This window comes from Streptomyces sp. NPDC107517, from assembly GCF_055582645.1.
Window position 1 is genome coordinate 45,832 of record NZ_JBVJPM010000010.1, and the last position, 22,947, is coordinate 68,778.

Annotated in this window: 19 protein-coding genes, 2 tRNA genes and 3 pseudogenes; 15 read left to right on the top strand and 9 right to left on the bottom strand. The window is 70.1% G+C overall.

Going from position 1 to position 22,947, the window contains the following annotated elements:
* Positions 1-711, top strand: a 711-nt coding sequence (locus ACZ67T_RS23025) for a tetratricopeptide repeat protein (protein ID WP_469986491.1), incomplete at its 5' end; no start/stop codon positions are given.
* A gap of 672 nt (positions 712-1,383) precedes the next feature.
* Here ACZ67T_RS23025 and ACZ67T_RS23030 read toward each other — a convergent pair.
* Both ACZ67T_RS23030 and ACZ67T_RS23035 read right to left on the bottom strand, forming a co-directional pair.
* Entirely contained in the window at positions 1,384-2,121 is a 738-nt protein-coding gene (locus tag ACZ67T_RS23030; protein ID WP_469986493.1) for a TIGR02391 family protein, read from the bottom strand.
* A gap of 375 nt (positions 2,122-2,496) precedes the next feature.
* A pseudogene (locus tag ACZ67T_RS23035) lies at positions 2,497-2,795 on the bottom strand (site-specific integrase); the annotation flags it as partial.
* A 4-nt stretch (positions 2,796-2,799) separates the two neighbouring features.
* On the opposite strand from ACZ67T_RS23035, the pseudogene ACZ67T_RS23040 reads away from it, so the two are divergent.
* Positions 2,800-2,910, top strand: a pseudogene (locus tag ACZ67T_RS23040) (YdcF family protein); the annotation flags it as partial.
* A gap of 219 nt (positions 2,911-3,129) precedes the next feature.
* On the opposite strand, the gene ACZ67T_RS23045 reads toward ACZ67T_RS23040, so the two are convergent.
* The 3 genes from ACZ67T_RS23045 to nadE all read right to left on the bottom strand — a co-directional run bounded on the left by ACZ67T_RS23045 (position 3,130) and on the right by nadE (position 10,223).
* Positions 3,130-6,045 carry an FG-GAP-like repeat-containing protein gene (locus ACZ67T_RS23045; protein ID WP_469986494.1) on the bottom strand — a complete coding sequence of 972 codons (2,916 nt, stop codon included), beginning with the start codon at positions 6,043-6,045 and terminating at the stop codon, positions 3,130-3,132.
* Positions 6,045-8,633: a S8 family serine peptidase gene (locus ACZ67T_RS23050; protein ID WP_469986495.1), complete on the bottom strand. Its 2,589-nt coding sequence runs from the start codon at positions 8,631-8,633 to the stop codon at positions 6,045-6,047. The genes ACZ67T_RS23045 and ACZ67T_RS23050 overlap by 1 nt, the downstream gene beginning before the upstream one ends.
* A 759-nt stretch (positions 8,634-9,392) precedes the next feature.
* Positions 9,393-10,223: an ammonia-dependent NAD(+) synthetase gene (nadE, locus tag ACZ67T_RS23055; protein ID WP_469986496.1), complete on the bottom strand. Its 831-nt coding sequence runs from the start codon at positions 10,221-10,223 to the stop codon at positions 9,393-9,395.
* Between the two features lie 381 nt (positions 10,224-10,604).
* Between nadE and ACZ67T_RS23060 the strand changes: the two genes are divergently transcribed.
* The gene (locus ACZ67T_RS23060; protein WP_469986497.1) at positions 10,605-10,829 is read left to right on the top strand and encodes a hypothetical protein; all 225 of its coding nucleotides are present in this window, start codon (positions 10,605-10,607) and stop codon (positions 10,827-10,829) included.
* A gap of 7 nt (positions 10,830-10,836) precedes the next feature.
* Here ACZ67T_RS23060 and ACZ67T_RS23065 read toward each other — a convergent pair whose 3' ends face one another.
* The gene (locus ACZ67T_RS23065; RefSeq protein WP_469986499.1) at positions 10,837-11,493 is read right to left on the bottom strand and encodes an SDR family oxidoreductase; all 657 of its coding nucleotides are present in this window, start codon (positions 11,491-11,493) and stop codon (positions 10,837-10,839) included.
* 48 nt (positions 11,494-11,541) lie between these two features.
* On the opposite strand from ACZ67T_RS23065, the gene ACZ67T_RS23070 reads away from it, so the two are divergent.
* Positions 11,542-12,642 (top strand): hypothetical protein, encoded by a 1,101-nt coding sequence (locus ACZ67T_RS23070; protein ID WP_469986501.1) that lies wholly within the window; start codon positions 11,542-11,544, stop codon positions 12,640-12,642.
* Between the two features lie 78 nt (positions 12,643-12,720).
* On the opposite strand, the gene ACZ67T_RS23075 is transcribed toward ACZ67T_RS23070, so the two are convergent.
* Positions 12,721-13,983 (bottom strand): amidohydrolase family protein, encoded by a 1,263-nt coding sequence (locus ACZ67T_RS23075; RefSeq protein ID WP_469986502.1) that lies wholly within the window; start codon positions 13,981-13,983, stop codon positions 12,721-12,723.
* A 284-nt stretch (positions 13,984-14,267) separates the two neighbouring features.
* On the opposite strand from ACZ67T_RS23075, the gene ACZ67T_RS23080 reads away from it, so the two are divergent.
* The 9 genes and pseudogenes from ACZ67T_RS23080 to ACZ67T_RS23120 all read left to right on the top strand — a co-directional run bounded on the left by ACZ67T_RS23080 (position 14,268) and on the right by ACZ67T_RS23120 (position 19,671).
* A tRNA-Thr gene (locus ACZ67T_RS23080) sits at positions 14,268-14,340 on the top strand.
* A gap of 45 nt (positions 14,341-14,385) precedes the next feature.
* Positions 14,386-14,458: transfer RNA gene (locus ACZ67T_RS23085), tRNA-Met, on the top strand.
* A gap of 87 nt (positions 14,459-14,545) precedes the next feature.
* Positions 14,546-14,710, top strand: coding sequence for a 50S ribosomal protein L33 (rpmG, locus tag ACZ67T_RS23090; protein ID WP_100594914.1), 165 nt, complete (start codon positions 14,546-14,548; stop codon positions 14,708-14,710).
* 127 nt (positions 14,711-14,837) lie between these two features.
* Positions 14,838-15,290: an FAS1-like dehydratase domain-containing protein gene (locus ACZ67T_RS23095; RefSeq protein ID WP_469986503.1), complete on the top strand. Its 453-nt coding sequence runs from the start codon at positions 14,838-14,840 to the stop codon at positions 15,288-15,290.
* 2 nt (positions 15,291-15,292) lie between these two features.
* Positions 15,293-15,721 (top strand): MaoC family dehydratase, encoded by a 429-nt coding sequence (locus ACZ67T_RS23100; RefSeq protein ID WP_469986504.1) that lies wholly within the window; start codon positions 15,293-15,295, stop codon positions 15,719-15,721.
* Positions 15,722-15,888: 167 nt separating this feature from the next.
* Complete coding sequence (locus ACZ67T_RS23105; protein WP_469986506.1) at positions 15,889-16,458, top strand: TetR/AcrR family transcriptional regulator; 570 nt, start codon at positions 15,889-15,891, stop codon at positions 16,456-16,458.
* A 111-nt stretch (positions 16,459-16,569) separates the two neighbouring features.
* Positions 16,570-18,015, top strand: coding sequence for a DHA2 family efflux MFS transporter permease subunit (locus ACZ67T_RS23110; protein ID WP_469986507.1), 1,446 nt, complete (start codon positions 16,570-16,572; stop codon positions 18,013-18,015).
* Between the two features lie 42 nt (positions 18,016-18,057).
* Positions 18,058-18,430: pseudogene (locus ACZ67T_RS23115) on the top strand (DUF3291 domain-containing protein).
* A gap of 131 nt (positions 18,431-18,561) precedes the next feature.
* On the top strand, positions 18,562-19,671 hold the full coding sequence (locus tag ACZ67T_RS23120; protein WP_469986509.1) for a UDP-N-acetylmuramate dehydrogenase: 1,110 nt from the start codon (positions 18,562-18,564) through the stop codon (positions 19,669-19,671).
* A gap of 28 nt (positions 19,672-19,699) precedes the next feature.
* On the opposite strand, the gene ACZ67T_RS23125 is transcribed toward ACZ67T_RS23120, so the two are convergent.
* The gene (locus ACZ67T_RS23125; protein WP_469986511.1) at positions 19,700-20,332 is read right to left on the bottom strand and encodes an NAD(P)-dependent oxidoreductase; all 633 of its coding nucleotides are present in this window, start codon (positions 20,330-20,332) and stop codon (positions 19,700-19,702) included.
* Positions 20,333-20,419: 87 nt separating this feature from the next.
* Here ACZ67T_RS23125 and ACZ67T_RS23130 point away from each other — a divergent pair, with 87 nt between their 5' ends.
* Both ACZ67T_RS23130 and ACZ67T_RS23135 read left to right on the top strand, forming a co-directional pair.
* Positions 20,420-21,016, top strand: coding sequence for a TetR/AcrR family transcriptional regulator (locus ACZ67T_RS23130; protein ID WP_469986513.1), 597 nt, complete (start codon positions 20,420-20,422; stop codon positions 21,014-21,016).
* Positions 21,017-21,048: 32 nt separating this feature from the next.
* Entirely contained in the window at positions 21,049-21,777 is a 729-nt protein-coding gene (locus ACZ67T_RS23135; protein WP_469986514.1) for a DsbA family protein, read from the top strand.
* An 18-nt stretch (positions 21,778-21,795) separates the two neighbouring features.
* Here the strand turns inward: ACZ67T_RS23135 and ACZ67T_RS23140 are convergent, their stop codons facing one another.
* The gene (locus ACZ67T_RS23140; protein WP_469986516.1) at positions 21,796-22,824 is read right to left on the bottom strand and encodes an adenosine deaminase; all 1,029 of its coding nucleotides are present in this window, start codon (positions 22,822-22,824) and stop codon (positions 21,796-21,798) included.
* Between the last annotated feature and the right edge of the window lie 123 nt (positions 22,825-22,947).

A 22,947-nucleotide genomic window follows, 5' to 3' on the forward strand; every position in this document is an offset into this window, starting at 1 on the left:
TCCGACACCCTCACCACCCGGGGCAGCCTCGCCCGGTGGCGGGGGGAGGCTGGGGATGTGCGGGGTGCGGTCGACGACTTCGCCGCGCTGCTGCCCGACTGCATTCGGGTGTTGGGCCCGGAAGACCCCGACACCCTCACCACCCGGGGCAGCCTCGCCCGGTGGCGGGGGGAGGCTGGGGATGTGCGGGGTGCGGTCGACGAGTTCGCCGCGCTGCTGCCCAACAGGATCCGGATGTTGGGCCCGGACCACCCCGACACCCTCACCACCCGGCACAACCTCGCCCAGTACCGGGGGGAGGCTGGGGATGTGCGGGGTGCGGTCGACGAGTTCGCCGCGCTGCTGCCCGACTGCATTCGGGTGTTGGGCCCGGACCACCCCGACACCCTCATCGTCCGAGGCAGCCTCGCCCGGTACCGGGGGGAGGCTGGGGATGTGCGGGGTGCGGTCGACGAGTTCGCCGCGCTGCTGCCCGACAGGATCCGGGTGTCGGGCCCGGACCACCCCAGCACTCTCATTGCTCGCCACAACTTCGCCATGGCGCGGGGGCGGGCGGGGGATGTGCGGGCTGCGGTCGACGAGTTCGCCGCGCTGCTGCCCGACTGCATTCGGGTGTTGGGCCCGGACCACCCCGACACCCTCATCGCCCGGGGCAGCCTCGCCCGGTGGCGGGGGGAGGCTGGGGATGTGCGGGGCGCGGATGAAGCCTAAGCAGACCTCGGATTCTGAGTTTGACCTTAGTCTCAGTTCTAGTCTCGATTGCTGTTCAATCCGGTGCGGTACGTCCTCGTCCATGGGCGTCCGGCACGCCACCTGACCTGCAACGCGAACCCGTTGTCAGACGTCCCCGGACCGCTACGGAACGGGACAGGACAGCTTGTAATGCGTAGGTCGTCGGTTCGAATCCGACAGGGGGCTCCACGCTGAAAGCCCAGCTCAGACACCGTCCGATCTGGGCTTTCTTGGTTCAGTGGACGCGGCGGCGGCGCTAAGCGCGGGCCGCGCGGCGCCGTCCAAGGGCTGAGATCAGCGCCTGGGCGGCACCGCCCGCGTGGAGACGGCCGTTTCCCGACCAGGCGCCCGAACGCGGGGGATCAAGACCTACCCCGCCAGGTGCCGCAAGAAGTCGGTCACGAACTTCTCGACCTCCTCCTTGGTGCTCGCGTCCCGGACGTCGGCACAGAAGTTGGGGTCATGTGCAGATTCTGACAGGTGCCACTGACAACGCCCCAGTGGTGAGGCGGAGTTCGAGGTTCGTGTGCCCACCGGGCGGGGCCGGAGGACGGCAGGCGGCCTTGCGTTCCGAGGTGCCAGTTCAGAGGCGTTAGTAAGACTGCTGGACCCCTCGCACCCACGGACCGTGGAGCAGGGTTCTGCGGTTACTCATGGAACCGTCTCGACTGCGCACTCCTCGATCCAGCGGGCTACGACCGAGAACGTCGCTAGGTACTCCAACGCTTCCTGCTGAGACCAGTTCACCTCGTCCTCGTGAGCGGCGAGGTTCCGGAGCGCCAAGAAGACCCCGGCGGAGGTGTACTTCGCGCCGTCCTGGCGGGCCCTCCAGGACGGGGTGCTTCGGTCCCCGTCGAAGCGGAGGCGCGGTTTGCCCTCCTCAGGTGCCTTCATGTCGAAACTCTGCATGCAGAGGTCTTTCTCGCCGATGTCGTGGCGCCCAAGCTTCTGCTGAAGGCGTCGGTTGACAGTGCGAGCGGCGGAGAGGACGGCGTCTTGATGAGCTTCGGCGGCCCAGAGCGGCGCGGCCGGCTCCCAGACCCAGGGGTGGAGCGCGTCCGCCTGGATAACAGGTGACGCGGGCCGCAGAAACGCCGCAATCTCGTCTGCGTGCTTGGCGTGCCCAAGGGCCTCGGCTGCTGCCAAGCGTACGAGTTGCCAATACCCGAGACCCTCTGGGACGTACTGGCCCAGCTCGGTAAGAGCTTGTGGGACGTAGGCGTCAACGATCTTGCGGGCACGCACCAGCTCGATCGCGAGGTCCTGAGGCCAGTCAGGCCAGTAACGGCTGCCGCTTTTGTCCTCGCTGGCCGCTTCTAGCTTCGAGAGGTGGACGTTTACGTCTTCGAGAAAGTCGCTCAGCGTCTCGACGGCGTAGGCGTGATCCATAATTGGACCATAGGTTGAACAGCCCAGGCCGGGCAGCGGTTTCAGCTAGTTAGAGCCGCCGAGGGAACGTCCTTGATCCCCCACGTGTCCCCCAAGAGCGGCCCGAGGTGCGGAAATCGCCGGTCAAGGCGCCTGAATTCGTCCCACTGTAAATCTGCCGGCTCAGCCTTCCCAGGTTCGAATCCTGGCGCCGCCACTTGGTGGAGAACCCCCTCCGAACTGCGGAAACGCAGTTCGGAGGGGGTTCTTTCTTTTCGAACAGTGATCTTTGCGATTAGCCCGAAAAGCGTGGCTTGTCGGATGCTGTAGCGCCCGCATCCCGGGTCTCATCAGCGCGTGTCCCCCCAGGCGTCCCTCACGGGTGAGGCCCACTCCGTTCCATTCGAGCAACGCGGCCTCGATCTTCTGGTTCGCCCGCTGTTGAGTCTGGGCGAGCACCTTCGCGTAGACCCGGTACAGCGCCGCCAGTGAATGCCCGCCGCGCCGTGCGGCCTCCATGGCGTCCACTCCGGAACCGAGCCAGAACGACACACCGGCGTGACGTAGGTCATGCGGTCGTCTGGCGAGCAGTGAGGCAGCTTCCTCGCTTCCTCGGAGCTGAGGACGGCTTCTCGTGCTCGCGCCCAGACTTCGCCGTAGCCGGTGTCCTGGAGGACTCCGCCGCGATTGGTCCGCTGAACGACGCGTGAGGGAATGCCGAAGGGCAAGGCCCAGCACTACCGCGAGCGGGCGTTGGAGCTCTTGGTGTCGGCGGACGCGACTCTCGTCGCGCCGCAGGCTCGCAACACGTGCTTCGTCCCCAGCTGAAGGAGGCTGGGGACGGCGCGGTGGCGGTGCAGCGCCTGGCGATCGCTACACCGGGTTGTGTGTCCGGTGTCGGGGCATCGTCGGTTCCGGCAGGCGCAAAGCCCGTTGATGCCGCCCGCCCGGCGTTCCCGGCGGACATGCAGCGGCCCCTCCCCAGGCACTCGCCCGGGGAGGGGCCGCTGACAGTCACCCTGCAGTGGATCAGGACAGGGTGAACAGGGTCATCTGGCGAATCGCGGTGTAGGGACCGGAGAGGCCACCGCCCTCCAGCTCCGCCATCCGGTCAATGCCGGTGTCGTCGAAGTTGAGGGAGACGATCTCGTCCACTCCGTCGCCGTCGAGGTCGCCGGAGACGAACTCGCGGCTGCCGAGCGCTTGGCCGTACGAGACCCGGGACAGCCAGCCGTCCTTGACCTGTGCCGGGTCCATCAGGTCGAAGCCGGTCTGGCCCGCGCCGACCAGGTAGGACACACCGTTCGGGCCGGTGGCCAGGCCTCCGGTGTTGATCGTGCCGGTGGTGGACGCCGCGTAGTCCTGCCCGTCGGCGGCGTAGAGCCGGACGGTGGCGGTGCTCACCTGGTACACGCCGTCCGGACCGTTGAACCAGTTGCCGCTCTGCCAGGGGCCGGCGGCTTTGTTGGTCTTGAGGACCTTGCCGGTGCGGCCGTCGCGGATCTCGGTGACTCCGCCGAGGTTGTTCTTCGCGTCCCGGATGAGCCAGCTCACGGCGACCGCGTGGCCGTCGGCGTAGGGGAACTTCGAGGAGGCGAAGGTGGCGGCCCGCATCTGCGTGCCGATCAGCTTGGCCGCGCCCTCCGGCTTGGGGGCCGAGTCGACCCAGACGGCCTTGCCGGTGCTGCCCTTGACGGCGAGGGCACCAGTCGGCTGGTCCTCGTCCACGTCGAAGGCATGGTATGTGCCGTACTGGGCGTAGACCTGGCCGTCGTTGATGCTGGCCTCGGCGAAGACGGCGTTGTCGGCGGGGGCGGTGTAGGCCCACTTCTGCCTGCCGCTGCCGTCGTAGGCGCGGAGCTTGTCGGTGGGGACGACGATCTCGTCCTTGCCGTCGCCGTTGAGGTCGCCGGCGCTGACGGTCCACACGAACTGGCCGCCGCCGTCGATGGTCGACTTCACCTTGCCCTGCGCGGAGACGACGGCGGTCGCGGTGTCGGCGGCGACCACGATCTCGTCCTTGCCGTCGCCGTCGACGTCCGCCTTGACCATCTTGTGGATCTGGCCGGGAACGGTGGCCTGCCACAGCAGTTTCGCCTTGCCCGCGACCATGGCGGCGCCGTCGTAGGCGAAGACGGCGCTGGACTGGCCGCCGGCCACGATGTCCTTCTTGCCGTCGCCGTTGACGTCCATCAGGACGGCTGACCACAGCTGCGACTGCTCGGGCAGGATCGACTGCTGCTTGCCGCTGCCCAGGTTGTAGACGCGGATGTTCTGGTCCGTGTCCTCGGTCCGCAGGCGCCACTCCTTGCCCTGGCGGAAGGGCTGGGCGAAGGCCTGCGAGGCGACGACGCCCCGCTTCTCCCACTTCACCGCACCGTCGTCACCGTTCATGACGGCCAGGCGGGCGAAGCGGCTCGCGCCGCGGTTCTCCGCGTCGTTCAGACCCTTGTCGTCCTTGTACGAGGCGACGATCTTGCCGTCCACCGCCGACAGGTTCCAGGCGGTGGCGCCGTCCAGCGTGTTGTCGGCGTCACGCTTGACGGTGCGCTGCCACAGCACGGAGGCGTTCGAGCCGTCGAGCGCCCGGACGGTGTTGGCGTTGACAAAGAGGCTCTGGTCGAAGGTGTCCTCGCTGACCGTGTACTCCGGCTTGGAGTCGCTCCGGATGTCGGCGACTTCCAGGTCCATAGCGATGACGTTGGTGCGCTGGTCCAGGGTGGTGCGGTCCCCGGTCTTGAGGTCGTAGGAGGCGATCTCGTACTTGACGGCGTCGTTCACGTCCGCCATCTCCAGCGCGACCAGACGCCCCCGGGAGGCGTCGAGGTGCAGCTGGCGCGAGTACAGCGAGCCCGTCGACTGCCACTTGACGCTGCCGTCCGCCGCGTCGAAGACCAGGGTGTGGTTGGCCGTGGTGTCGGTGGCGCTGGTCTTGCGCTTGTTCCAGGAAGCGGCGACCAGGCCGTTGCCCAGCGGGGTGAGGCTCGACCAGGCGGCGCCCTTGAACAGACCCGTGTCGTACGTCCAGGAGTCTGCCGTGGTCAGCTTGCCGTCGGCGTAGTCGAACCGGATACCGGTCAGCGTGGACGTCGAGCTGGAGGCGGCCGAGGTGTTGTAGTACGGCGTGTCCGCGACCATCAGCGTCTTGCCGACCAGGGAGACCTGGTAGGCGCCCGCGTACAGCTTGGTCCACAGCGTCTTGCCGCTGGCCCCGTCGAGGACGGTCACGAAGGTGCCCGTGTGCAGGGTGCTGTCGCCGTGGACGAACGGCCGGTAGGGGTAGGTGCCCACATCGGCCGTGAAGACGAGGTCCGGCACGCCGTCGCCGGTCAGATCACCGGTGTCGTAACCGTTGTCGGAGTTGGCGGTGAACGGGGAGACCGCGTTGAAGCCCATCGTGATCTGGGCCGGGTAAGGCTCCTTGGAGAACCGCGCGGAGAGGGGCGGGAGGTTCCACTCCTTGTAGAAGGAGTTGTTGTCCCGCGTCCACACCTGCTTGCCGTCGGCGGTGCGACGGGTGAGGTTCCCGCGCGCGTGCACGGTGAAGTAGTCGCCGTCCGTGCCCGCGACGGGGACAGTGGCGGCCATGCCGGTCGCCCCCTCGGTGTATCCGGAGGCGGTGACCTTCGGGGCCACAAGGGCGTCGGTGCCGGAGGCCGTGGTGTCGGGGGCGGTCGCACCGGAGTCCGGGGTGCCCGTCGCCGTACCGGCGCCGGCGGTGTCGTCCGCCTCCGGGATCGCGTTCTGCGGATCGGTCTTCTCGGCGGTCGTGGCGGACGGGTCGAGCTGCAGACGCTCGGAGAGGTCCTTGGCCTGCGTGTCCGTCAGCGACATCACACCGCTGTCATCATCGGCCACAGCTACGGCCGGAACCGCGCAGAGCACCAGGCCGGCCGTGACCAGGGCGGAGGCGAGGCGTACGCCTCTTCGGGAGGTCTTGTTCATCAGTTGGCTCCCTGCGTGAAGCGGACGGCGGTGCCGGCGGCGATCACGGACTGGTTGAAGGAGTACTGCAGGGCGTCGGTGCCGGCCTGGTCGGCGATGCCGACGGTGGCGCCCGCGCCCTTGTCCGCGACGGACTGGTACTGCAGGGTCACGGCGCCGGTGGCCTCGTCGAAGACGGCCTCGAAGGTGGCGCGGCCCGAAGTGCCGTTGCCGTAGGCGGCGTTGTTCCACACGATGGCGAACTTGCGGTTGCCGGTGGTGCCGGTGGTGGCCGTCTGCACGGAGGACTTCTTGTCCAGGACCAGGTCGTCCCACAGCGGGGCGATGAAGCCCTTCACGCTGTTCCTGCCGGTGGTCGGGATCGCGGTGTTGTTGTAGTCGCCGACGCGGGAGGACAGGAAGTTGACCAGGCCGTCGGTGGTGACCGACGCCGAGGTGTACGAGACCCCGTAGTGCTTCACGGGGAAGGGCAGCGCCACGGTGGCCGCGTCCTCGTCACCGGACAGGGTGACCTTCTTGGAGCCCGCGATCCACGCGTAGGTGGCGGGGGCGCAGGAGTTGCCCGCGTTGTCGGTGCGGTTCGGGACCTTGACGTCCTTGGTCAGGTCACCGGAGCCGACCGCGGCAGCACCGTTGTAGACACCGTTGCACAGGATGGGCGCGGCGGGCTTCACCGCGAGGCTGTAGGAGCCTTCGGCGACCTTGGCGAAGGAGTAGGCGCCCTTGGCGTCGGTGGTGACGGCGTCGAGCGGCGTGCCCGTCAGCTCGACCTTCGCGCCGGACAGGGGCTTGCCGGCGACGTCGAGGACGGTGCCGGAGACCTTGTGCGAGGGAACCGGGGTGAGCGCGATGTCCTGCGTGAGGGCCTGCTGTGCGGCGAGCGTGACGCCTGTGGCCGAGCCGTTCGCGTAGCCGTAGCCACTGAAGGCGAAGGAGTACGTGCCCGCGGGCAGCGGCAGACGGTACGAGCCGTCCGTGCCGGTGGTGACCGTACGGACGGCGCCGGCCGTGTCGGTGGCCTGCCCGGTGATGTTGTTCAGGGCCGCGCCACTCGCCTCGTCGGTGACCTTGCCGGTGACGGTGGCCGCGGTGTGCGGGGCCTTGTCGACGGAGGCGAGGATGTCGAGCTTGCCCTCACCCCACACGTTGTTCATGCCGGCGGTGCCGCCGCAGTGCGTGTCGTCGACGTCACGCGCGCCCTCGCCCAGGAGCTTGCGGGTCTCGTCGATGTCGCCGATCAGCGACGGGGCCGCCGACCACAGGAGGGCCACCGCGCCCGCGAGGTGCGGGGTCGCCATCGACGTACCGGACTCGGTCTTGTACGTCGAACCCGGCCACGTGGACGCGACGTTGACGCCCGGGGCCGAGATGTTCGGCTCCGCCGAACCGTCGACCCGCGAGGGGCCGAAACCGGAGAAGGAAGCGATCTTGCCGGTGGAGTCGTAGGCGCCGACACCGTAGGAGTCGGCCTGCGCGCCGGGCGGGTCGGTCGTCGAGCAGGTCACACCGTCACCGGAGTTGCCCGCCGCGAACGCCTCGAAGATGCCCGCGGCGTCCCAGGCGGCAAGAATGTCCTGGTAGAAGGGGTCTGTACCGTTCGTTTCACCCCAGGAGTTGTTGACGATGTTCGGGGCGAGGTCCGGGCGCGGGTTCTGCCCGTTGTGGTCGGTCGGCGCGAGGATCCACTGCCCGGCCGCGAGCAGGTTGTCGTTGTCGCACTGCGCGGTCCCGCAGCCCTTGGCCGCGATCCACTTGGCGTTCGGCGCGACACCGATGCCGTTCTTGCCGACCATCGTGCCCATCGTGTGGGTGCCGTGGCCGTTGTTGTCGCACGGAGTGCCGCTGGCGTCGCAGTTCCCGGTCGCGTCGAAGAAGTTGTAGTCGTTGGTGAAGGTGCCGTCGCCGTTGTTGCCGCGGTACTGCTTTACCAGGTCGGGGTGGTTGTACTGCACACCGGTGTCGATGTTGGCGATGACGATGCCCTCACCGCGGTCCCCGTACTGGTCCCAGACCTGGTCGGCCTTGATGTCGGAGACGCCCCACTCGGGGGTGTCGGTGCCGTCGGCGGACGAGGCGGTTCCCGCCGACGTGGTGCGCGACTTGGTGACCTTGCTGTCGTCCGTCTCGCTGTCGTCGAGCTTGAACGACTTCGCCTTGACGACCGACGCGACGTCCGAGCGCTTGGCGAGCTCGTTCACCAGCTCCTGGTCACCGGTCACCTCGACGGTGTTGGCGATCCAGAAGTCCTTGTGCCCGACCTTCTCCTTGTCCAGGAACGAGGCCAACGACTTCTGGCTGTCCTCCGCGTGCGCACGCAGCTCCTTGTACGCGGCCTTCGCCTTGGCGGCGTGCGTCTTCTGCTTCTTGGCGCCGGACAGGTCGGCCTGGTCCTTCAAGGTGACGAAGAACGTCGCGTCGCCGCCCTTCGCGACGGCGCTGCGCAGCGCCGAGTCCACCTTCGCGGTGGCGGTGGCGGACGGGGTGTCGGCGGCGACGGCCGGCATCACGCCGGCGGCCAGGGCGGTCGCGGTGAACGCGGCAGCCGCCCATGCGGCGGATCTGCGCCGTGGCGGTCGGGGCAGGTGCATCGAAGCACTCCTCCAGGAGGGTTTCGGGGGGTGCCCGGACGCTAGGGAGCCGCCGTTACTGAGCCATTACTGGCCCTGTGACCTGCCGTTGAACGTCCTCCTGGCGCGTACCTTCCGGTGAGCGGTCACCACAGCCAGAGCGCGCCGCGTCAACCCGACTCCGCACGTCGAGTCCCTGTATCGCACGAGTGCAGCGGCTCGGACCCTGCGCGCGGAGGTTGCCCTGAAGACCTGACGGGGGCACTCAACCAGCGCCCGGGGGCTGCCAGTTGCACGCCCGTGTCGGTGGATGCGCTTACGCAGGGCTATCAAGTCGGGCGCTGTCCCGGCCGTCCGTGTGTCGCACGGCCCCATACATCTCGCCGACCACCTCGGTGCCGCCATCGACCAGCAGGCCAACGTACTGGGCATGCAGCCCTGCGCCTCGCTCAGTGCTCTACGCCGCCCCACACGGCGTCCCGTTCACCCCAGAGGTTGAGCGAGGCGCAGAGCCGCCATCCTGGGGCGGGGCCGTTACTGAGGAGTTACTGGCTCGGCCTTCCCAGGGTCGGACCCCGGCGCCGCCACATGGTGAAGAACCCCCTCCGAATTGCGGAAACGCGGTTCGGACGGGGTTCTTGGTTCTTTGTATGTCGGGCCCCTGCGCGAGAGGCACGAGTCCGCGCTGAACAGGCGGGCTCAGGCGGGCTCAGGCCGGCTCAGACGGTCTCAAGCGATCTCAGGCGGGCTCGTACCTGCACGGCCCCCGCACGGAGCCCTCTAGGGCGCGATGGGGAGTTGGCGCTTGTGGTCGGTGAGGCGGTAGCGGTGGATGATCGTCTCGAAGGCCCGGCCGTCGACCGGCTTGCCCTCCAGGAAGTCGTCGATGTCGTCGTAGGTGACCCCGAGCGCGTCCTCGTCGGCCTTGCCCGGGTCGAGGGTCTCCAGGTCGGCCGTGGGGACCTTCCACACCAGCTCGGCGGGCGCGCCCAGCGAGTCCGCGACGGCGCGCACCCGGCGCTTGGTCAGGCCGGTCAGCGGGACCAGGTCGGCGGCACCGTCGCCGAACTTCGTGAAGAAGCCGGAGACGGCCTCGGCGGCGTGGTCCGTGCCGACGACCAGGCCGTTGTGCGCGCCGGCCACCGCGTACTGGGCGACCATGCGCTGCCGGGCCTTGATGTTGCCGTGCACGAAGTCCTGGTGGCCCTCGTCGCGGAAGCTCACGTCGGCGGCCAGTGCGGTCTCGAGCGCGGCGTCGCTGGCGGGCTTGATGTCCACGGTCAGTACGTGGTCGGCCCGGATGAAGGAGAGCGCGAGCTGGGCGTCGTGCTCGTCGGCCTGAACCCCGTAGGGCAGCCGCATCGCGTAGAACCGCGCTTCGTGTCCGGCGGCCCTGGCCCGCTCCACGGCTAGCTGGCACAGCCGGCCGGCGGTGGTGGAGTCGACACCGCCGCTGATGCCGAGGACGAGGGAGCGCAGGCCGGTGGAGGTCAGGCGCTCGGCGAGGAAGGCCACCCGCCGTTCGATCTCACGCTCGGCCTCGAAGGTCTCGGCGACCTGGAGCTCCCGGGCGATCTCCTGCTGCAGGTCGTTAGACGCCGACTCGCTCACGTCTGCTCCTTGCTCCGGTTCATGAGGTGCTGTCGCGCCCAGCCTACTGGGGGTGCCCGGGGGTCAGCGGGGCGCGGGACGAGGCGCGGACGGGACGTGGACGAGCCAGGCCGTGCGCCCGGCGCCGCCACATGGCGGGAAGCTCGAGGGAAGCCGCAGGGGAGCTCCGCAGTGGAGCTCCCAGCGAAGCTCCCGGAGAATCCGCTCCCCGCCACATGGCGGGAAGCCCGCAGGGCAGACCAGGGAAGCCCGCAGGGCAGACCAGGGAAGCCCGCAGGGAAGCCCAGGGAGCCCCAGGGCTTCCCCCTCCGGACCGTGGCATCGCCGTCCGGAGGGGGCTTCCCCGGATCCTCGGACACCCCGTGGCGCAGACTGATCCCCATGTCCGTACCGTCGGCGTCTCGCCGCAGAAACTGCCCCGAGTGCCGCCGCGACATCGCCGTCGTGGCCGGCCGCTTCGCCCGCCACGACCCGCCCGGAGCCCGCAGCACGGGCGAACTCGTGTCCTGCCCCGGCTCCCGCAGGCCCGCGCAGCTCGGCGCCGCGCAGCCGTCCCTCGACGGCTACGTGGTCCCGACAGTGCCCGGCCAGCTCCCGCTCTTCTGAACCGGGCTCAGTTCCCCGCGATCGCCTTGACCGCCACCATCACCGGTGCCGACCCGGAGACCAGCTCCAGCGTCAGCCCCGCGGTGGCGGGCGTGTCCACCAGCTCCGCGAGCACCGCCGCCACATCGTCCCGCGGCACCGGCCCCCGCCCGGTGGACGCCTCCAGGCGTACGAGTCCGGTGCCCGCGTCGTCCGTGAGCATCCCGGGACGCAGGATCGTCCAGTCCAGGCCGGACCGGGCCCGTACGGACGCGTCCGCCTCGCCCTTGGCCCGCAGATACGCGTCGAAGACCTCGTCACCCTGATGGGCCGGGTCCGCGCCCATCGACGACACCATGACGTACCGCCGGACCCCGGCCCGCTCCGCCGCGTCCGCGAACAGCACGGCCGCCCCGCGGTCCACCGTGTCTTTGCGTCCGGCCGTGCTGCCCGGCCCCGCGCCGGCCGCGAACACCGCCGCGTCCGCGCCCTCCAGAAGCGCGGCGACCTCCTCCACGGACGCCGATTCCAGGTCGCACACAAGGGGCTCGGCCCCTGCCTCCCGCAGGTCGTCCGCCTGCTCTGCGCGGCGGACGATGCCCGCGACCTCGTCTCCGCGTGCGGCGAGCAGACGCTCGAGCCGCAGCGCGATCTGACCATGACCACCAGCGATGACAATGCGCATGTTTCCGACCGTACGCCGGGCCGCCCCGTTCGCCGCGCAACCTTGCGGGTGCCTCGTGGGTCTCATCAGCGACCCGCGCTGCCGACGGCCGCCGGGTCTCTCATCGGACCTCTGCGGGAGACAGACATCAGCGCCATACGTACCACCACCCTCACCGCGGCCGGCTGCGCCGCCCTGCTGCTCGCGACGACCTCCGCCTGCGGAACCGTCGAGAACCTGACGGCCGGTCAGAAGATCGAAAGGGCCGCCGACAAGCTCGGCGAACAGAAGTCGCTGTCCTTCGAGTTGGGCCTCGACGCGAAGTCGGACGCGCTCATGGAGCTGGCCGGCGGGCAGGGCGACGAGGCCATGCCGCCGGCGATCGCCAAGGCGTTCGCCGGCGCCCACGTCACCTTCTCCGTGCGGTCGAAGAAGCCGCTGTCCGAGTCGGACGAGAAGGACTTCGTCGGGATGGGCGCGAAGGTGGCGGTCCAGGGCGGCACCCTGGCCGAGTACCGGTTCGCCGGAGACTTCGTCTACTTCCGCCTCGACATGCAGAAGTCGTCGGAGCTCATGGGCTTCCCCCTCCCTTCGCCGAAGGACCTCCCGAAGGGTGAGGAGGGGCTCGCGAAGGCCCTCGCGGGCGAGTGGGTCAAGGTGGATGTCTCGGACGCGAAGAAGCACGCTTCGGGCGAGGGCTCCAAGGGTTCCGGGGGCGTGGACGAGCACACCCAGCGGAAGGTCCTCAAGGCCCTGCGCGGCGTCATCGCCGACGACGTCACGCTCCGCAGCGCCGGCACCAAGGACGGCACGGAGCGCATCGTCGCCAAGGCGTCCTTCCGCGAGCTCCTGACGGACCTCTTCGACAAGCTCGGCCCCCTGAAGGACGAGCTGCCGCCCGGCGCCGGATTCCCCACCGCCAAGGACCTCAAGGACGCCCCCGCCAAGAAGGTGGGCGTCGACTTCTCCATCACCAACGGCACGCTGTCGAAGATCTCCTTCGACCTCGCGACCCTCTCCGACGGCAAGAAGGGAGCCAAGGTCCCGCTGGTGCTCAAGTTCGGCAAGGCGGGCGACATCAGCGCACCGTCCGGCGCGACCGAGGTCCCGCTCGAAGAGCTCGCGGGCGGCAGCCCGTTCATCATGGGTGCCCCGATGGGCGGTTTCTGACAGTCGGTCAATGCTCCGGGTGGGGGCGGCGGACGGGCTTCACAGAAGGCAAAGGGGCCCGCGTGCGGGCGGGCCCCTTCACTCCTGCCCGCAGTCCGCGCCCTCCGGGGGCGTCCCCGTTCGCCCCTGCCGCGGCAGATCGAGCGCCGACGTCGAGTCGCAGTACTCCCGCACGGCACTGGTGCGCGCCACCACCCGCCCCCGGTGCACCACGATCCGGCTGTACGCGAGTGAGAGCGCACCCGCGAGCCGGTCGCCGCGCACGGCGATGAGCTCCGCGGGGAAGCCCGCCTCCACCCGCACCTCGGGCAGCCCGAGCGCGGCCCGCGCTGCCCCGCTGACGCAGTCGTACGCCTCCTCGGGGCGCAGCCCGTAGCGCGAGACCAGCAGGTGCGCGGCCTCCAGCGGATCGCCGCGCCCCACCGGGTTCGCCATGTCGCGCAGCGCCCCGCTGCCCGCCGCGACCCGCACGCCGGCCGCACGCAGGAGCCGTACGGGAGCCGTGCCGCGACGGTCGACGCCCGCGCAGCCGCCCTGCGGCAGGCAGACCACCGTGACGCCCGCGGCGGCGAGTCGGTCGGCGGTGCGCGCGGCGGCCTCGCGCGGCAGCCGCCCGAGCCCGCCGCACGGCCCGATCGTGACGCCGGGCCGCAACCCTCCGGCCATCGTCGCGATCCGCCCGAGCCGTGCCGGATCACCGCCGTCCGTATGCAGGTCCACCCCGCAGCCGTGCTCCGCCGCGACCTCGAGGACCGCCTCCACGTAGCCGGTCGGGTCGGGGTCGAGATCCGGGCACCCGCCCACCACGGACGCGCCCATCTTCACCGCGTCCCGCAGCATCGACAGGCCGTCGGCCCCCGCGAGGCCCGTCAGGAGCCGGGGCATCGCCACGGTCCGCAGATCGGCCAGGCCGCGCAGCGACCGCCACGCCTGGAGCACCGCCTCCATCGGGCCGAGGCCCTGCAGATCCCCGATCCGCACATGCGCGCGCTGCGCGGTGGCCCCGTGCCCGAGCTGGAGCAGCGCGGCCTCGGTGGCCCTCCGCTGCACGTCGGGCCCGTCGTACGACACAGGCCCCTCCGTCTCCTCGGACAGCGCCGTGTCGCCATGGGCGTGGGGCTCGGCGGGGGCGGGGAGCAGGAGGTAGCCGCCGAGGTCCACGCGCGCGGAGGGGGTGGTGAGGCTGCCGGCCGTGCCGACGGCCTCGATGCGCTCGTCGTCGAGCCGCACGTCCACGGTCCGGCCGTCGGTGAGCCGGGCGCCGCACAGGAGGAGGGCGGTGCTCTCGGCGGCGGAGTCGTTGCCGCGGGAGCGGGGGTGCTGCGGCTGGCTGTCGGGCATCGCGCTCCTGGGGCTCGGGGGCGGCGGCCGCGTGGGCGGGGGCCGCCCCGGACCGGAGGCGGGCCGGGGGCATACAAGATCACGCAGCGCGGGTCGAGCCTAGAGCTGCGGCAGGCCCGCTTCGCGGAGGAGCGCAATAGTCGTACCGCTGTGGTGCGCGGTGCTGATGAGGCGGCTGTGGGCGGCTGTTGCGGCTCCGGAAGGGCCGCGGCCCTGCCCATGGGCGGCGGTCGCGAAACGGATTTGGGCGATCGGCGGGCGAGCGTGTAATGTCTTCATCGCTCGCCCCAATAGCTCAGTCGGTAGAGCGTCTCCATGGTAAGGAGAAGGTCTACGGTTCGATTCCGTATTGGGGCTCTGGTGTGAAGTTCCCTCACCTTCGGGTGAGGGGCATCGCATCAAAGCGGTGTAGCTCAGTCGGTAGAGCAAGCGGCTCATAATCGCTGTGTCACCGGTTCAAGTCCGGTCACCGCTACACACAGTAGCCGATTGTGGGGTCGGTCCTCCGGTCGGCTACTATTCATGCGTTCATCCGTCAACCGTCCGTCCAAGGAGCACTCACGTGGCTGCCACCGACGTCCGCCCGAAGATCACGCTGGCCTGCGTGGAGTGCAAGGAGCGGAACTACATCACCAAGAAGAACCGGCGTAACGACCCGGACCGTCTTGAGATGAAGAAGCACTGCCCGCGCTGCAACCAGCACACGGCGCACCGCGAAACGCGCTAGCTCAGGCTCGTACATGAGGCCGTCCCCTTCCGAGGGGGCGGCCTCATGTCGTTCATCGCGTGTGGGCGGCCGGCCGTAAGATCCGGCCACATCCGGCAACAGCGCAAATCCAGGAGGTGCCGAGTCCATGGCGCTCGACCAGTCCTTCGTGGGACGGTCCTACCCGCCCACCGACCCCTATGAGGTCGGCCGGGAGAAGATCCGTGAATTCGCGGAGGCGGTGCGGGACGCCAATCCCGCCTACGTCGATCCGGAGGCGGCCAAGGCGCTCGGCCACTCCGATGTGATCGCTCCGCCGACCTTTGTGTTCGCCATCACGTTCAAGGCCGCGGGCCAGGTGATCGAGGACCCGCAGCTGGGCCTCGACTACAGCCGCGTCGTCCACGGCGACCAGAAGTTCGTGTACACGCGCCCGGTGCGCGCCGGTGACCGGCTCACCGTGACCTCGACGATCGAGGCGATCAAGTCCCTGGCGGGCAACGACATCCTGGACATCCGCGGCGAGGTCCACGACGAGGCCGGCGAGCACGTCGTGACCGCCTACACCAAGCTCGTGTCGCGCGCGGCCGAGGGGGCGTGACCATGACGACGACCATTCAGTACGCGGACGTGGAGGTCGGCACGGAGCTGCCGGCCCAGACCTTCCCCGTGACCCGCGCCACGCTCGTGCAGTACGCCGGCGCGTCCGGGGACTTCAACCCGATCCACTGGAACGAGAAGTTCGCGGTAGAGGTCGGACTCCCGGACGTCATCGCCCACGGCATGTTCACCATGGCCGAGGCGATCCGCGTCGTGACCGACTGGGTCGGTGACCCGGCCGCCGTCGTGGAGTACGGCGTGCGCTTCACCAAGCCCGTCGTCGTCCCGAACGACGACAAGGGCGCGACGATCGAGGTCGGCGGCAAGGTCGCAGCCAAGCTCGACGACGGCCGTGTGCGCGTCGACCTCGTCGCGACGAGCGCGGGCCAGAAGGTGCTCGGCATGTCGCGGGCGGTTGTGCAGCTGGCCTGACGGCTGCTTCGTAGGAACCTGAGTAAGGGGCACCCTCCATTGCGGGGTGCCCCTTACTCGTAGGCATCAGGACACGTATGGCTCAGAGGCATCAAGGTGTGTACGCCTTCGCGGCGGCCGAGACGTGATGCTTGACGTAGGTAGTGATTGGCCACTAACTTACCTGCATGGTCAGGATGAGCGCAGACGAGCGGCGCGAGAGCGTCATTCGCGCGGCGATGAGCGAGTTCGCCAGGGGTGGGTACTACGGCACCTCCACCGAGGCGATCGCCAAGCGGGTGGGTGTCTCGCAGCCGTATCTGTTCCGGCTCTTCCCGGGGAAGAAGGCCATCTTCCTCGCGGCGGCCACCCGTTGCGTACAGGACGCGACGAGGCTCTTCGCCGAGGCCGCCGAAGGGCTGGAGGGCGAGGAAGCCCTGGACGCCATGGCGAACGCGTACACCGGCGTCATCGCCGAGGATCCCGAGCGGCTCATGATGCAGATGCAGGTGTACGTCGCGGTCGCCGCCGCCGAGGCGGCCGGTGACCATGAGTTCGGCGAGGCGGTCCGCGCCGAGTGGATGAAGCTCTGGGAGGCGGCGCATCTGCCGCTGGGGGCGGACGTGGGTACGACGACGACCTTCATGGCCTACGGAATGCTGATCAACGTCCTGGTCTCCATGGGGTTCCCCCCGGAGCACCGGATCTGGGAAGGGCTGTATCCATCGGCTCGCGCCAAGGGGCGCCTGGAGCACTAGCGGCAGTCGGCAACTGATCGCGGGGGGCCGCGGGTGGGTGTCCGGGGTTCTGGGCACCTTTGCGCCCATGAAAGTTAGTCATCAATAACTAACCACCGTTCTGGGGGAACGATGTCACAGCAGACAGCACGCCGCGGGGGAGCCGTCTGGGCCCTCGTCATCACCAGCGTCGCCGGATTCATGGCGGCCCTCGACAACCTCGTCGTCACCACCGCGCTGCCCTCCATCCGCAAGGACCTCGGCGGCGCGCTCGACGACCTGGAGTGGACGGTCAGCGCCTACACGCTCACCTTCGCCGTGCTGCTGATGTTCGGCGCGGCCCTCGGCGACCGGTTCGGCCGCCGCCGGCTCTTCCTCGTCGGCCTCACCGTCTTCACCGGCGCGTCCGCCGCCGCGGCCATGGCACCCGGCATCGACTCGCTGATCGCCGCCCGCGCGGTCCAGGGTGTCGGCGCCGCGATCATGATGCCGCTGACGCTCACCCTGCTCACCGCAGCCGTCCCGGCGGCGAAGCGCGGGACGGCGTACGGGATCTGGGGCGCCGTCAACGGGCTCGCCGTCGCGAGCGGGCCGTTGATCGGCGGCAGCCTCACCGAGCACGTCTCCTGGCACTGGATCTTCTGGCTGAACGTTCCGCTCGGCCTCGCGCTTCTCCCGCTCGCCCGGCTGCGCCTCGGCGAGTCGTACGGCACCGGCGCCCGGCTCGACCTGGTCGGCACAGTGCTCGCCAGCAGCGGCCTCTTCGGCATCGTGTACGCCCTGGTCCGCGCGCCCCGCGACGGCTGGACCAGTGGACTCGTCCTGCTCGGCCTGTTCGCCGGCGGCGCCCTGCTCGTTGCTTTTGCGCTGCACGGCACCCGCGCCAGGAACGCGATGCTGCCCATGCGTCTCTTCCGCTCCCGCGCCTTCGCCGGGATCAACGCGGCCGGCCTGCTGATGTTCCTCGGGATGTTCGGCTCGATCTTCCTGCTCAGCCAGTACATGCAGGGAGTCCTCGGCTACTCGCCCACCGAAGCGGGCCTGCGGATGCTGCCCTGGACCGGCATGCCGATGCTCGTCTCGCCGGTCGCGGGGTATCTGTCCGACCGGATCGGCGGCCGTCTGGTCGTCGCCACCGGCCTCTTCCTCCAGGCCGCGGGCCTCGCCTACTACGCCTCCGTGGTCGCCGCCGACGCCTCGTACACCGCGCAGCTGCCCGCCCTGATCATCAACGGCATCGGGATGTCCCTCTACTTCGCCCCCGCGTCCAACCTGGTCATGTCCAGCGTCCGCCCGCAGGAGCAGGGCATCGCGTCCGGTGCGAACAACGCGCTGCGCGAGGTGGGCGGAGCGCTCGGTATCGCCGTGATGTCGTCGATCTTCGCGGCGCAGGGCGGCTACGACTCCGCGCAGACCTTCGTGGACGGCATCCGGCCCGCGCTGTGGGTGGGCGCTGCCACGGTGGCCGTCGCCGGAGCCGCGGCCCTGCTCATCCCCTCCCGCCGGCGCGCGGCCGAGGGCCCCAGGAGCGAGCCCGAGCCCCGGTCCGCCCCTGTCCTGGAGACCGCTTCGAACTGAGACAGCCCCGCATCCCACCGGCACTCTCCGAAGGAGCCCGTCATGCCCACACTGCCCTGGACCGTCCCGAACACCCCGCCGGCCGGCGCCGAGGCCCATGTCATGGCCTCCCGCTTCGAGACCCGCACCCTGTGGGGAGCCCTCCGGTTCTTCGCGAAGACCCCCTCTGTCTGGCGTCAGGTGAGCAAGGCACCCGGTGCGTACGGAGCCTCCTTGAAGGCGGCGCCCCTGCGGCGGACCTTCTGGACCCTGTCCGCCTGGGAGTCGCCCGACGCGCTGAAGCGCTTCGCGGGCTCGGCGCCCCACGGCCCGGCGGCCGGCGGTCTGCATGAAGGACGCGAAGTTCGTGCGCTGGCAGACCACCACGGACGAGCTGCCGCTCGACTGGGCGGAGGCGCTGCGGCGCCTGTCGTGATCCGCGCGCCGCGCAGGACCACGGACAGGCAGGACGCGCCGCTCAGGCCCACGGACAAGCAGGACACACCGCGCAGGACCACAGGCAAGCAGGACCCCAAGTAGGCCACATACGAGCAAGGCCCCAAGCAGGTGCGAGAACGGCCCCGCCACGACCGGCGGGGCCGTTCTCGTACTCTTGAGCGCGTGCAGGAACTCCACGACGCCCCCCTCGCCCCCCTGACCACCTTCCGTCTCGGCGGCCCCGCGGCCCGGCTGCTGACGGCGACGACCGACGACGAGGTGATCGCCGCCGTCCGTGAGGCCGACGCGGCGGGTACCCCGCTGCTGATCGTCGGCGGTGGCAGCAACCTGGTCATCGGCGACAAGGGCTTCGCGGGCACCGCCCTGCGGATCGCCACGAAGGGCTTCTCGCTCGACGGTACGAACCTTGAGCTCGCGGCCGGCGAGGTGTGGACCGACGCGGTCGCCCGCACCGTCGAGGCCGGTCTCGCGGGCATCGAGTGCCTCGCCGGAATTCCGGGCTCCGCCGGCGCCACGCCGATCCAGAACGTGGGCGCGTACGGCCAGGAGGTCTCGTCGACGATCACCGAAGTGATCGCGTACGACCGGAAGGCCGACGAGACGGTCACGATTGCGAACGAGGAGTGCGCGTTCTCGTACCGGCACAGCCGTTTCAAGGCCGATCCCGACCGCTTCGTGGTGCTGCGGGTGCGGTTCGGGCTCGAGGACGCGGGCGGCATGAGCGCCCCCATCAAGTACCCCGAGACCGCCCGCACCCTCGGTGTCGAGGCGGGCGACCGGGTTCCCGCGGCCCTCGCCCGCGAGACCGTCCTGAAGCTGCGCGCGGGCAAGGGCATGGTGCTCGACCCCGAGGACCACGACACCTGGTCGGCCGGGTCGTTCTTCACCAACCCGATCCTCACCGAGGAGGAGTTCGCCGCCTTCCACGCGCGCGTGGCGGACCGTCTCGGCCCCGACACCGCCCCGCCCGCCTTCCCGGCCGGCGAGGCCCGCGTGAAGACCTCGGCGGCCTGGCTCATCGACAAGGCGGGCTTCACCAAGGGTTACGGCAGCGGGCCCGCGCGTATCTCCACCAAGCACACGCTCGCCCTCACCAACCGCGGCGAGGCGACCACCGACGACCTCCTCGCGCTCGCACGCGAGGTCGTGGCCGGCGTCCACGACGCCTTCGGCGTGATGCTGGTCAACGAGCCGGTCACGGTGGGTGTGACTCTCTGACCCCCTGGCCTCCTGGCCCGGCGACCCGCTAATAGGCGACCCCCACGCCCTGCTTCACCGTCGCCGGGTCGTCGATCATCGCCAGCATCGCGTGGGCCACGTCGGCCCGCGAGATGCTCCGGCCGCTGCGCGGATTCCCGCCGACCACGGTCCGGTACGTGCCCGTGAGCGGCTTGTCCGTGAGCTTCGGCGGGCGCACGGAGGTCCAGTCCGTGGCGCTGGCCGTGAGCTCGCCCTCCATGGCCCGCAGATCGTCGTAGACGGGCCTGAGCAGCGAGCTGATGACGCCGATCATGGCGCGGTCGAGGAGCGGTGAGCGCTCCGGCTCGGGGCCGACCGGCGCCGCGCTGACGACGAGCAGGCGCCGTACGCCCTCGGCCTCCACCGCCCCCAGCACCGACCGGGTCAGCTCGGCCGTGATGCCCGCGTCCGCGCGCTTGCGGGCGCCGAGCCCGGACAGGACCGCGTCCCGCCCGGCGACCGCGGGGCGCAGCGCCTCGGGGTCCCGCACATCCGCCCGGAAGACCTCCAGGTCCGCGCCCGTCACCGTGAACCGCGCGGGGTCACGGACCACCGCGGTGACCTGATGTCCTGATGCCAGTGCCTGCCGGACGATTTCCTGGCCGATACCGCCGGTCGCTCCGAAGACAGTGATCCGCATGGCACACCCTCCTAGGGTGGGTAAGTGTTCACTCACCCCTAGAGTGAGTGGATACTCACCTGCTCGTCAAGCTCGGTTGGAGCCCGCATGCATCAGAAGCCGGCCCGCGTCCGCATCGTCGACGCCGCCCATGAACTCATGCTGAGCATCGGCCTCGCCCGCGCCACCACCAAGGAGATCGCCAAAGCGGCGGACTGTTCGGAAGCGGCGCTCTACAAGTACTTCGCGAACAAGGAAGAGCTGTTCGTGACCGTGCTCAGCGAGCGGCTGCCCAAGCTCGGACCGCTCCTGGCCGAGCTGTCCAAGGAGCCGGGCGAGAAGAGCGTCGAGGAGAACCTCACGGAGATCGCCCGCGAGGCCGCCCTCTTCTACGAGCAGACCTTCCCGATGGCCGCCTCCCTGTACGCGGAGCCCCAGCTCAAGCGCCGTCACGAGGAGGCGCTGCGCGAGATGGGCGCGGGTCCCCACCGCCCGATCCAGGGTCTGGACGCCTACCTCAGATCCGAGCAGGACGCGGGCCGCGTCAGCCGCGACGCCGACACCTACGCCGCCGCGTCTCTCCTCCTCGGAGCCTGCGCCCAGCGCGCTTTCGCGTACGACATGGCCCCCGACCGCAGGCCCCCGCAGCCGTTGGACGAGTTCGCCGCGGGCCTCGCCCGCACCCTGCTCACAGGGATCGCATAGAGTCCCCGTTCTTTCTGGGGGAGGGCAAGATCATGCTGCGTGGAAGAGGGCGCCGGGCCGCCGTGCCGGTGCTGGTGGCGGCGCTGACGGGAGTACTCGCCGCGGGGTGCGGCCGGGGATCGTCGTCCGGCGGGGACGCGGCCGACGCCAAGAAGCCCGAGCGGTTCGCGAGCTCCGGGCAACTGCCCGAACACCTCGCGGCCGACGGCACGACGGTCGTCGTCGGGTCGGCGGAGGCGGACACCGTCGTACGGCTCTACGAGGACCTGCGCTGCCCCGTCTGCCGTGACTTCGAGGAGGAGGGCGGCGCCGGCGCGCTGCGGAAGATGGCCCTCCACGGCGAGGTCAGGACCGAGTACACCCTGGCGTCGTTCCTCGACGACCGGCTGGGCGGCAAGGGCTCGAAGAAGGCGGCCAACGCGCTGCGGGCCGCGCTGGAAAAGGGGAAGTTCGTCGAGTATCACGACCTCCTCTTCCAGGAGCAGCCCGAGGAGGCCGTCGACGGCTACACCGACGCGTTCCTGCTCCGTACGGCCTCGCGGGTGAAGGGCCTGCGCGGCGCCGAGTTCGACGCGGCGGTGAAGGGCATGAAGTACCGCTCCTTCGTCACCGCCTCAGAGAAGGCCTACGAGGCCGACAAGGCACCCGGCACCCCGGCCTTCGCGGTGAACGGAACCCTCATCAGCGAGGACCGGTGGAACCTGATGTTCGACCCCGAGTACGTCGCGCTGGTGGTCAGGGCGTCGACCCTGCCGGAGTGACAGACGCACCGGGCCTGCTCAGGGGGCGGCGGTCAGCCAGTCGTCGACCCCCGACAGCAGCTTCGCCCTGATGTCCTGCGGCGCCGCCGAACCGCGCACCGACTGCCGCGCCAGTTCGGCCAGTTCGGCGTCGTCGAAGTCGTGGTGACGGCGCGCGATCTCGTACTGGGCGGCCAGCCGCGAGCCGAACAGGAGCGGGTCGTCGGCGCCGAGCGCCATCGGGACCCCTGCCTCGAACAAATTGCGCAGGGGTACATCCTCCGGCTTCTCGTAGACGCCGAGCGCGACATTGGACGCCGGGCAGACCTCGCAGGTCACCTGCCGGTCCGCGAGACGCTTCAGGAGCCGGGGGTCCTCGGCGGCCCGCACTCCGTGCCCGATCCGCGTCGCCTCCAGGTCGTCCAGACAGTCCCGTACGGAGGCGGGCCCGGTCAGCTCGCCGCCGTGCGGCGCGGCCAGGAGCCCGCCCTCCCTGGCGATGGCGAACGCGCGGTCGAAGTCCCGCGCCATGCCCCGCCGTTCGTCGTTGGAGAGCCCGAAGCCGACGATGCCGCGGTCCGCGTACCGCACGGCGAGGCGGGCCAGCGTGCGCGCGTCCAGCGGATGCTTCATACGGTTCGCGGCCACCAGGACCCGCATGCCGAGGCCCGTGTCGCGCGAGGCGGTCTCGACGGCGTCCAGGATGACCTCCAGGGCTGGGATCAGCCCCCCGAGCCGCGGCGCGTACGACGTCGGGTCGACCTGGATCTCGAGCCACCCCGACCCGTCCGCGAGGTCCTCCAGGGCGGCCTCGCGCACCAGCCGCTGAATGTCCTCGGGCTCGCGCAGGCAGGACCGCGCGGCGTCGTACAGCCGCTGGAAGCGGAACCAGCCGCGCTCGTCGGTGGCCCGCAGCTTCGGCGGCTCGGACCCGGTCAGGGCGTCCGGCAGCCTGACGCCATACTTGTCGGCGAGTTCGAGCAGGGTCGAGGGCCGCATCGACCCGGTGAAGTGCAGATGAAGATGGGCCTTGGGCAGCTGCCTTACATCACGTGGTACACGCTCCATTCCAGGATCTTGCCGCACACACCCGCCGCGCGGGAAGCGGCTTTCCCCCTTCGTGGCCTTGTCCGAACGAAGATCCGACCGAAGAACTGACCGAAGGACTGACCGAAGAGCCGGACGAAGATC

What these genes read in the sequence shown, in the direction of transcription:
- ACZ67T_RS23030 (WP_469986493.1), bottom strand. Translation starts at nt 2,121, where the DNA reads ATGGATCACGCCTACGCCGTCGAGACGCTGAGCGACTTTCTCGAAGAC.
- ACZ67T_RS23045 (WP_469986494.1), bottom strand. Translation starts at nt 6,045, where the DNA reads ATGAACAAGACCTCCCGAAGAGGCGTACGCCTCGCCTCCGCCCTGGTC.
- ACZ67T_RS23050 (WP_469986495.1), bottom strand. Translation starts at nt 8,633, where the DNA reads ATGCACCTGCCCCGACCGCCACGGCGCAGATCCGCCGCATGGGCGGCT.
- ACZ67T_RS23060 (WP_469986497.1), top strand. Translation starts at nt 10,605, where the DNA reads ATGTCCGTACCGTCGGCGTCTCGCCGCAGAAACTGCCCCGAGTGCCGC.
- ACZ67T_RS23065 (WP_469986499.1), bottom strand. Translation starts at nt 11,493, where the DNA reads ATGCGCATTGTCATCGCTGGTGGTCATGGTCAGATCGCGCTGCGGCTC.
- ACZ67T_RS23075 (WP_469986502.1), bottom strand. Translation starts at nt 13,983, where the DNA reads ATGCCCGACAGCCAGCCGCAGCACCCCCGCTCCCGCGGCAACGACTCC.
- ACZ67T_RS23095 (WP_469986503.1), top strand. Translation starts at nt 14,838, where the DNA reads ATGGCGCTCGACCAGTCCTTCGTGGGACGGTCCTACCCGCCCACCGAC.
- ACZ67T_RS23100 (WP_469986504.1), top strand. Translation starts at nt 15,293, where the DNA reads ATGACGACGACCATTCAGTACGCGGACGTGGAGGTCGGCACGGAGCTG.
- ACZ67T_RS23105 (WP_469986506.1), top strand. Translation starts at nt 15,889, where the DNA reads ATGGTCAGGATGAGCGCAGACGAGCGGCGCGAGAGCGTCATTCGCGCG.
- ACZ67T_RS23110 (WP_469986507.1), top strand. Translation starts at nt 16,570, where the DNA reads ATGTCACAGCAGACAGCACGCCGCGGGGGAGCCGTCTGGGCCCTCGTC.
- ACZ67T_RS23125 (WP_469986511.1), bottom strand. Translation starts at nt 20,332, where the DNA reads ATGCGGATCACTGTCTTCGGAGCGACCGGCGGTATCGGCCAGGAAATC.
- ACZ67T_RS23130 (WP_469986513.1), top strand. Translation starts at nt 20,420, where the DNA reads ATGCATCAGAAGCCGGCCCGCGTCCGCATCGTCGACGCCGCCCATGAA.
- ACZ67T_RS23135 (WP_469986514.1), top strand. Translation starts at nt 21,049, where the DNA reads ATGCTGCGTGGAAGAGGGCGCCGGGCCGCCGTGCCGGTGCTGGTGGCG.
- ACZ67T_RS23140 (WP_469986516.1), bottom strand. Translation starts at nt 22,824, where the DNA reads ATGGAGCGTGTACCACGTGATGTAAGGCAGCTGCCCAAGGCCCATCTT.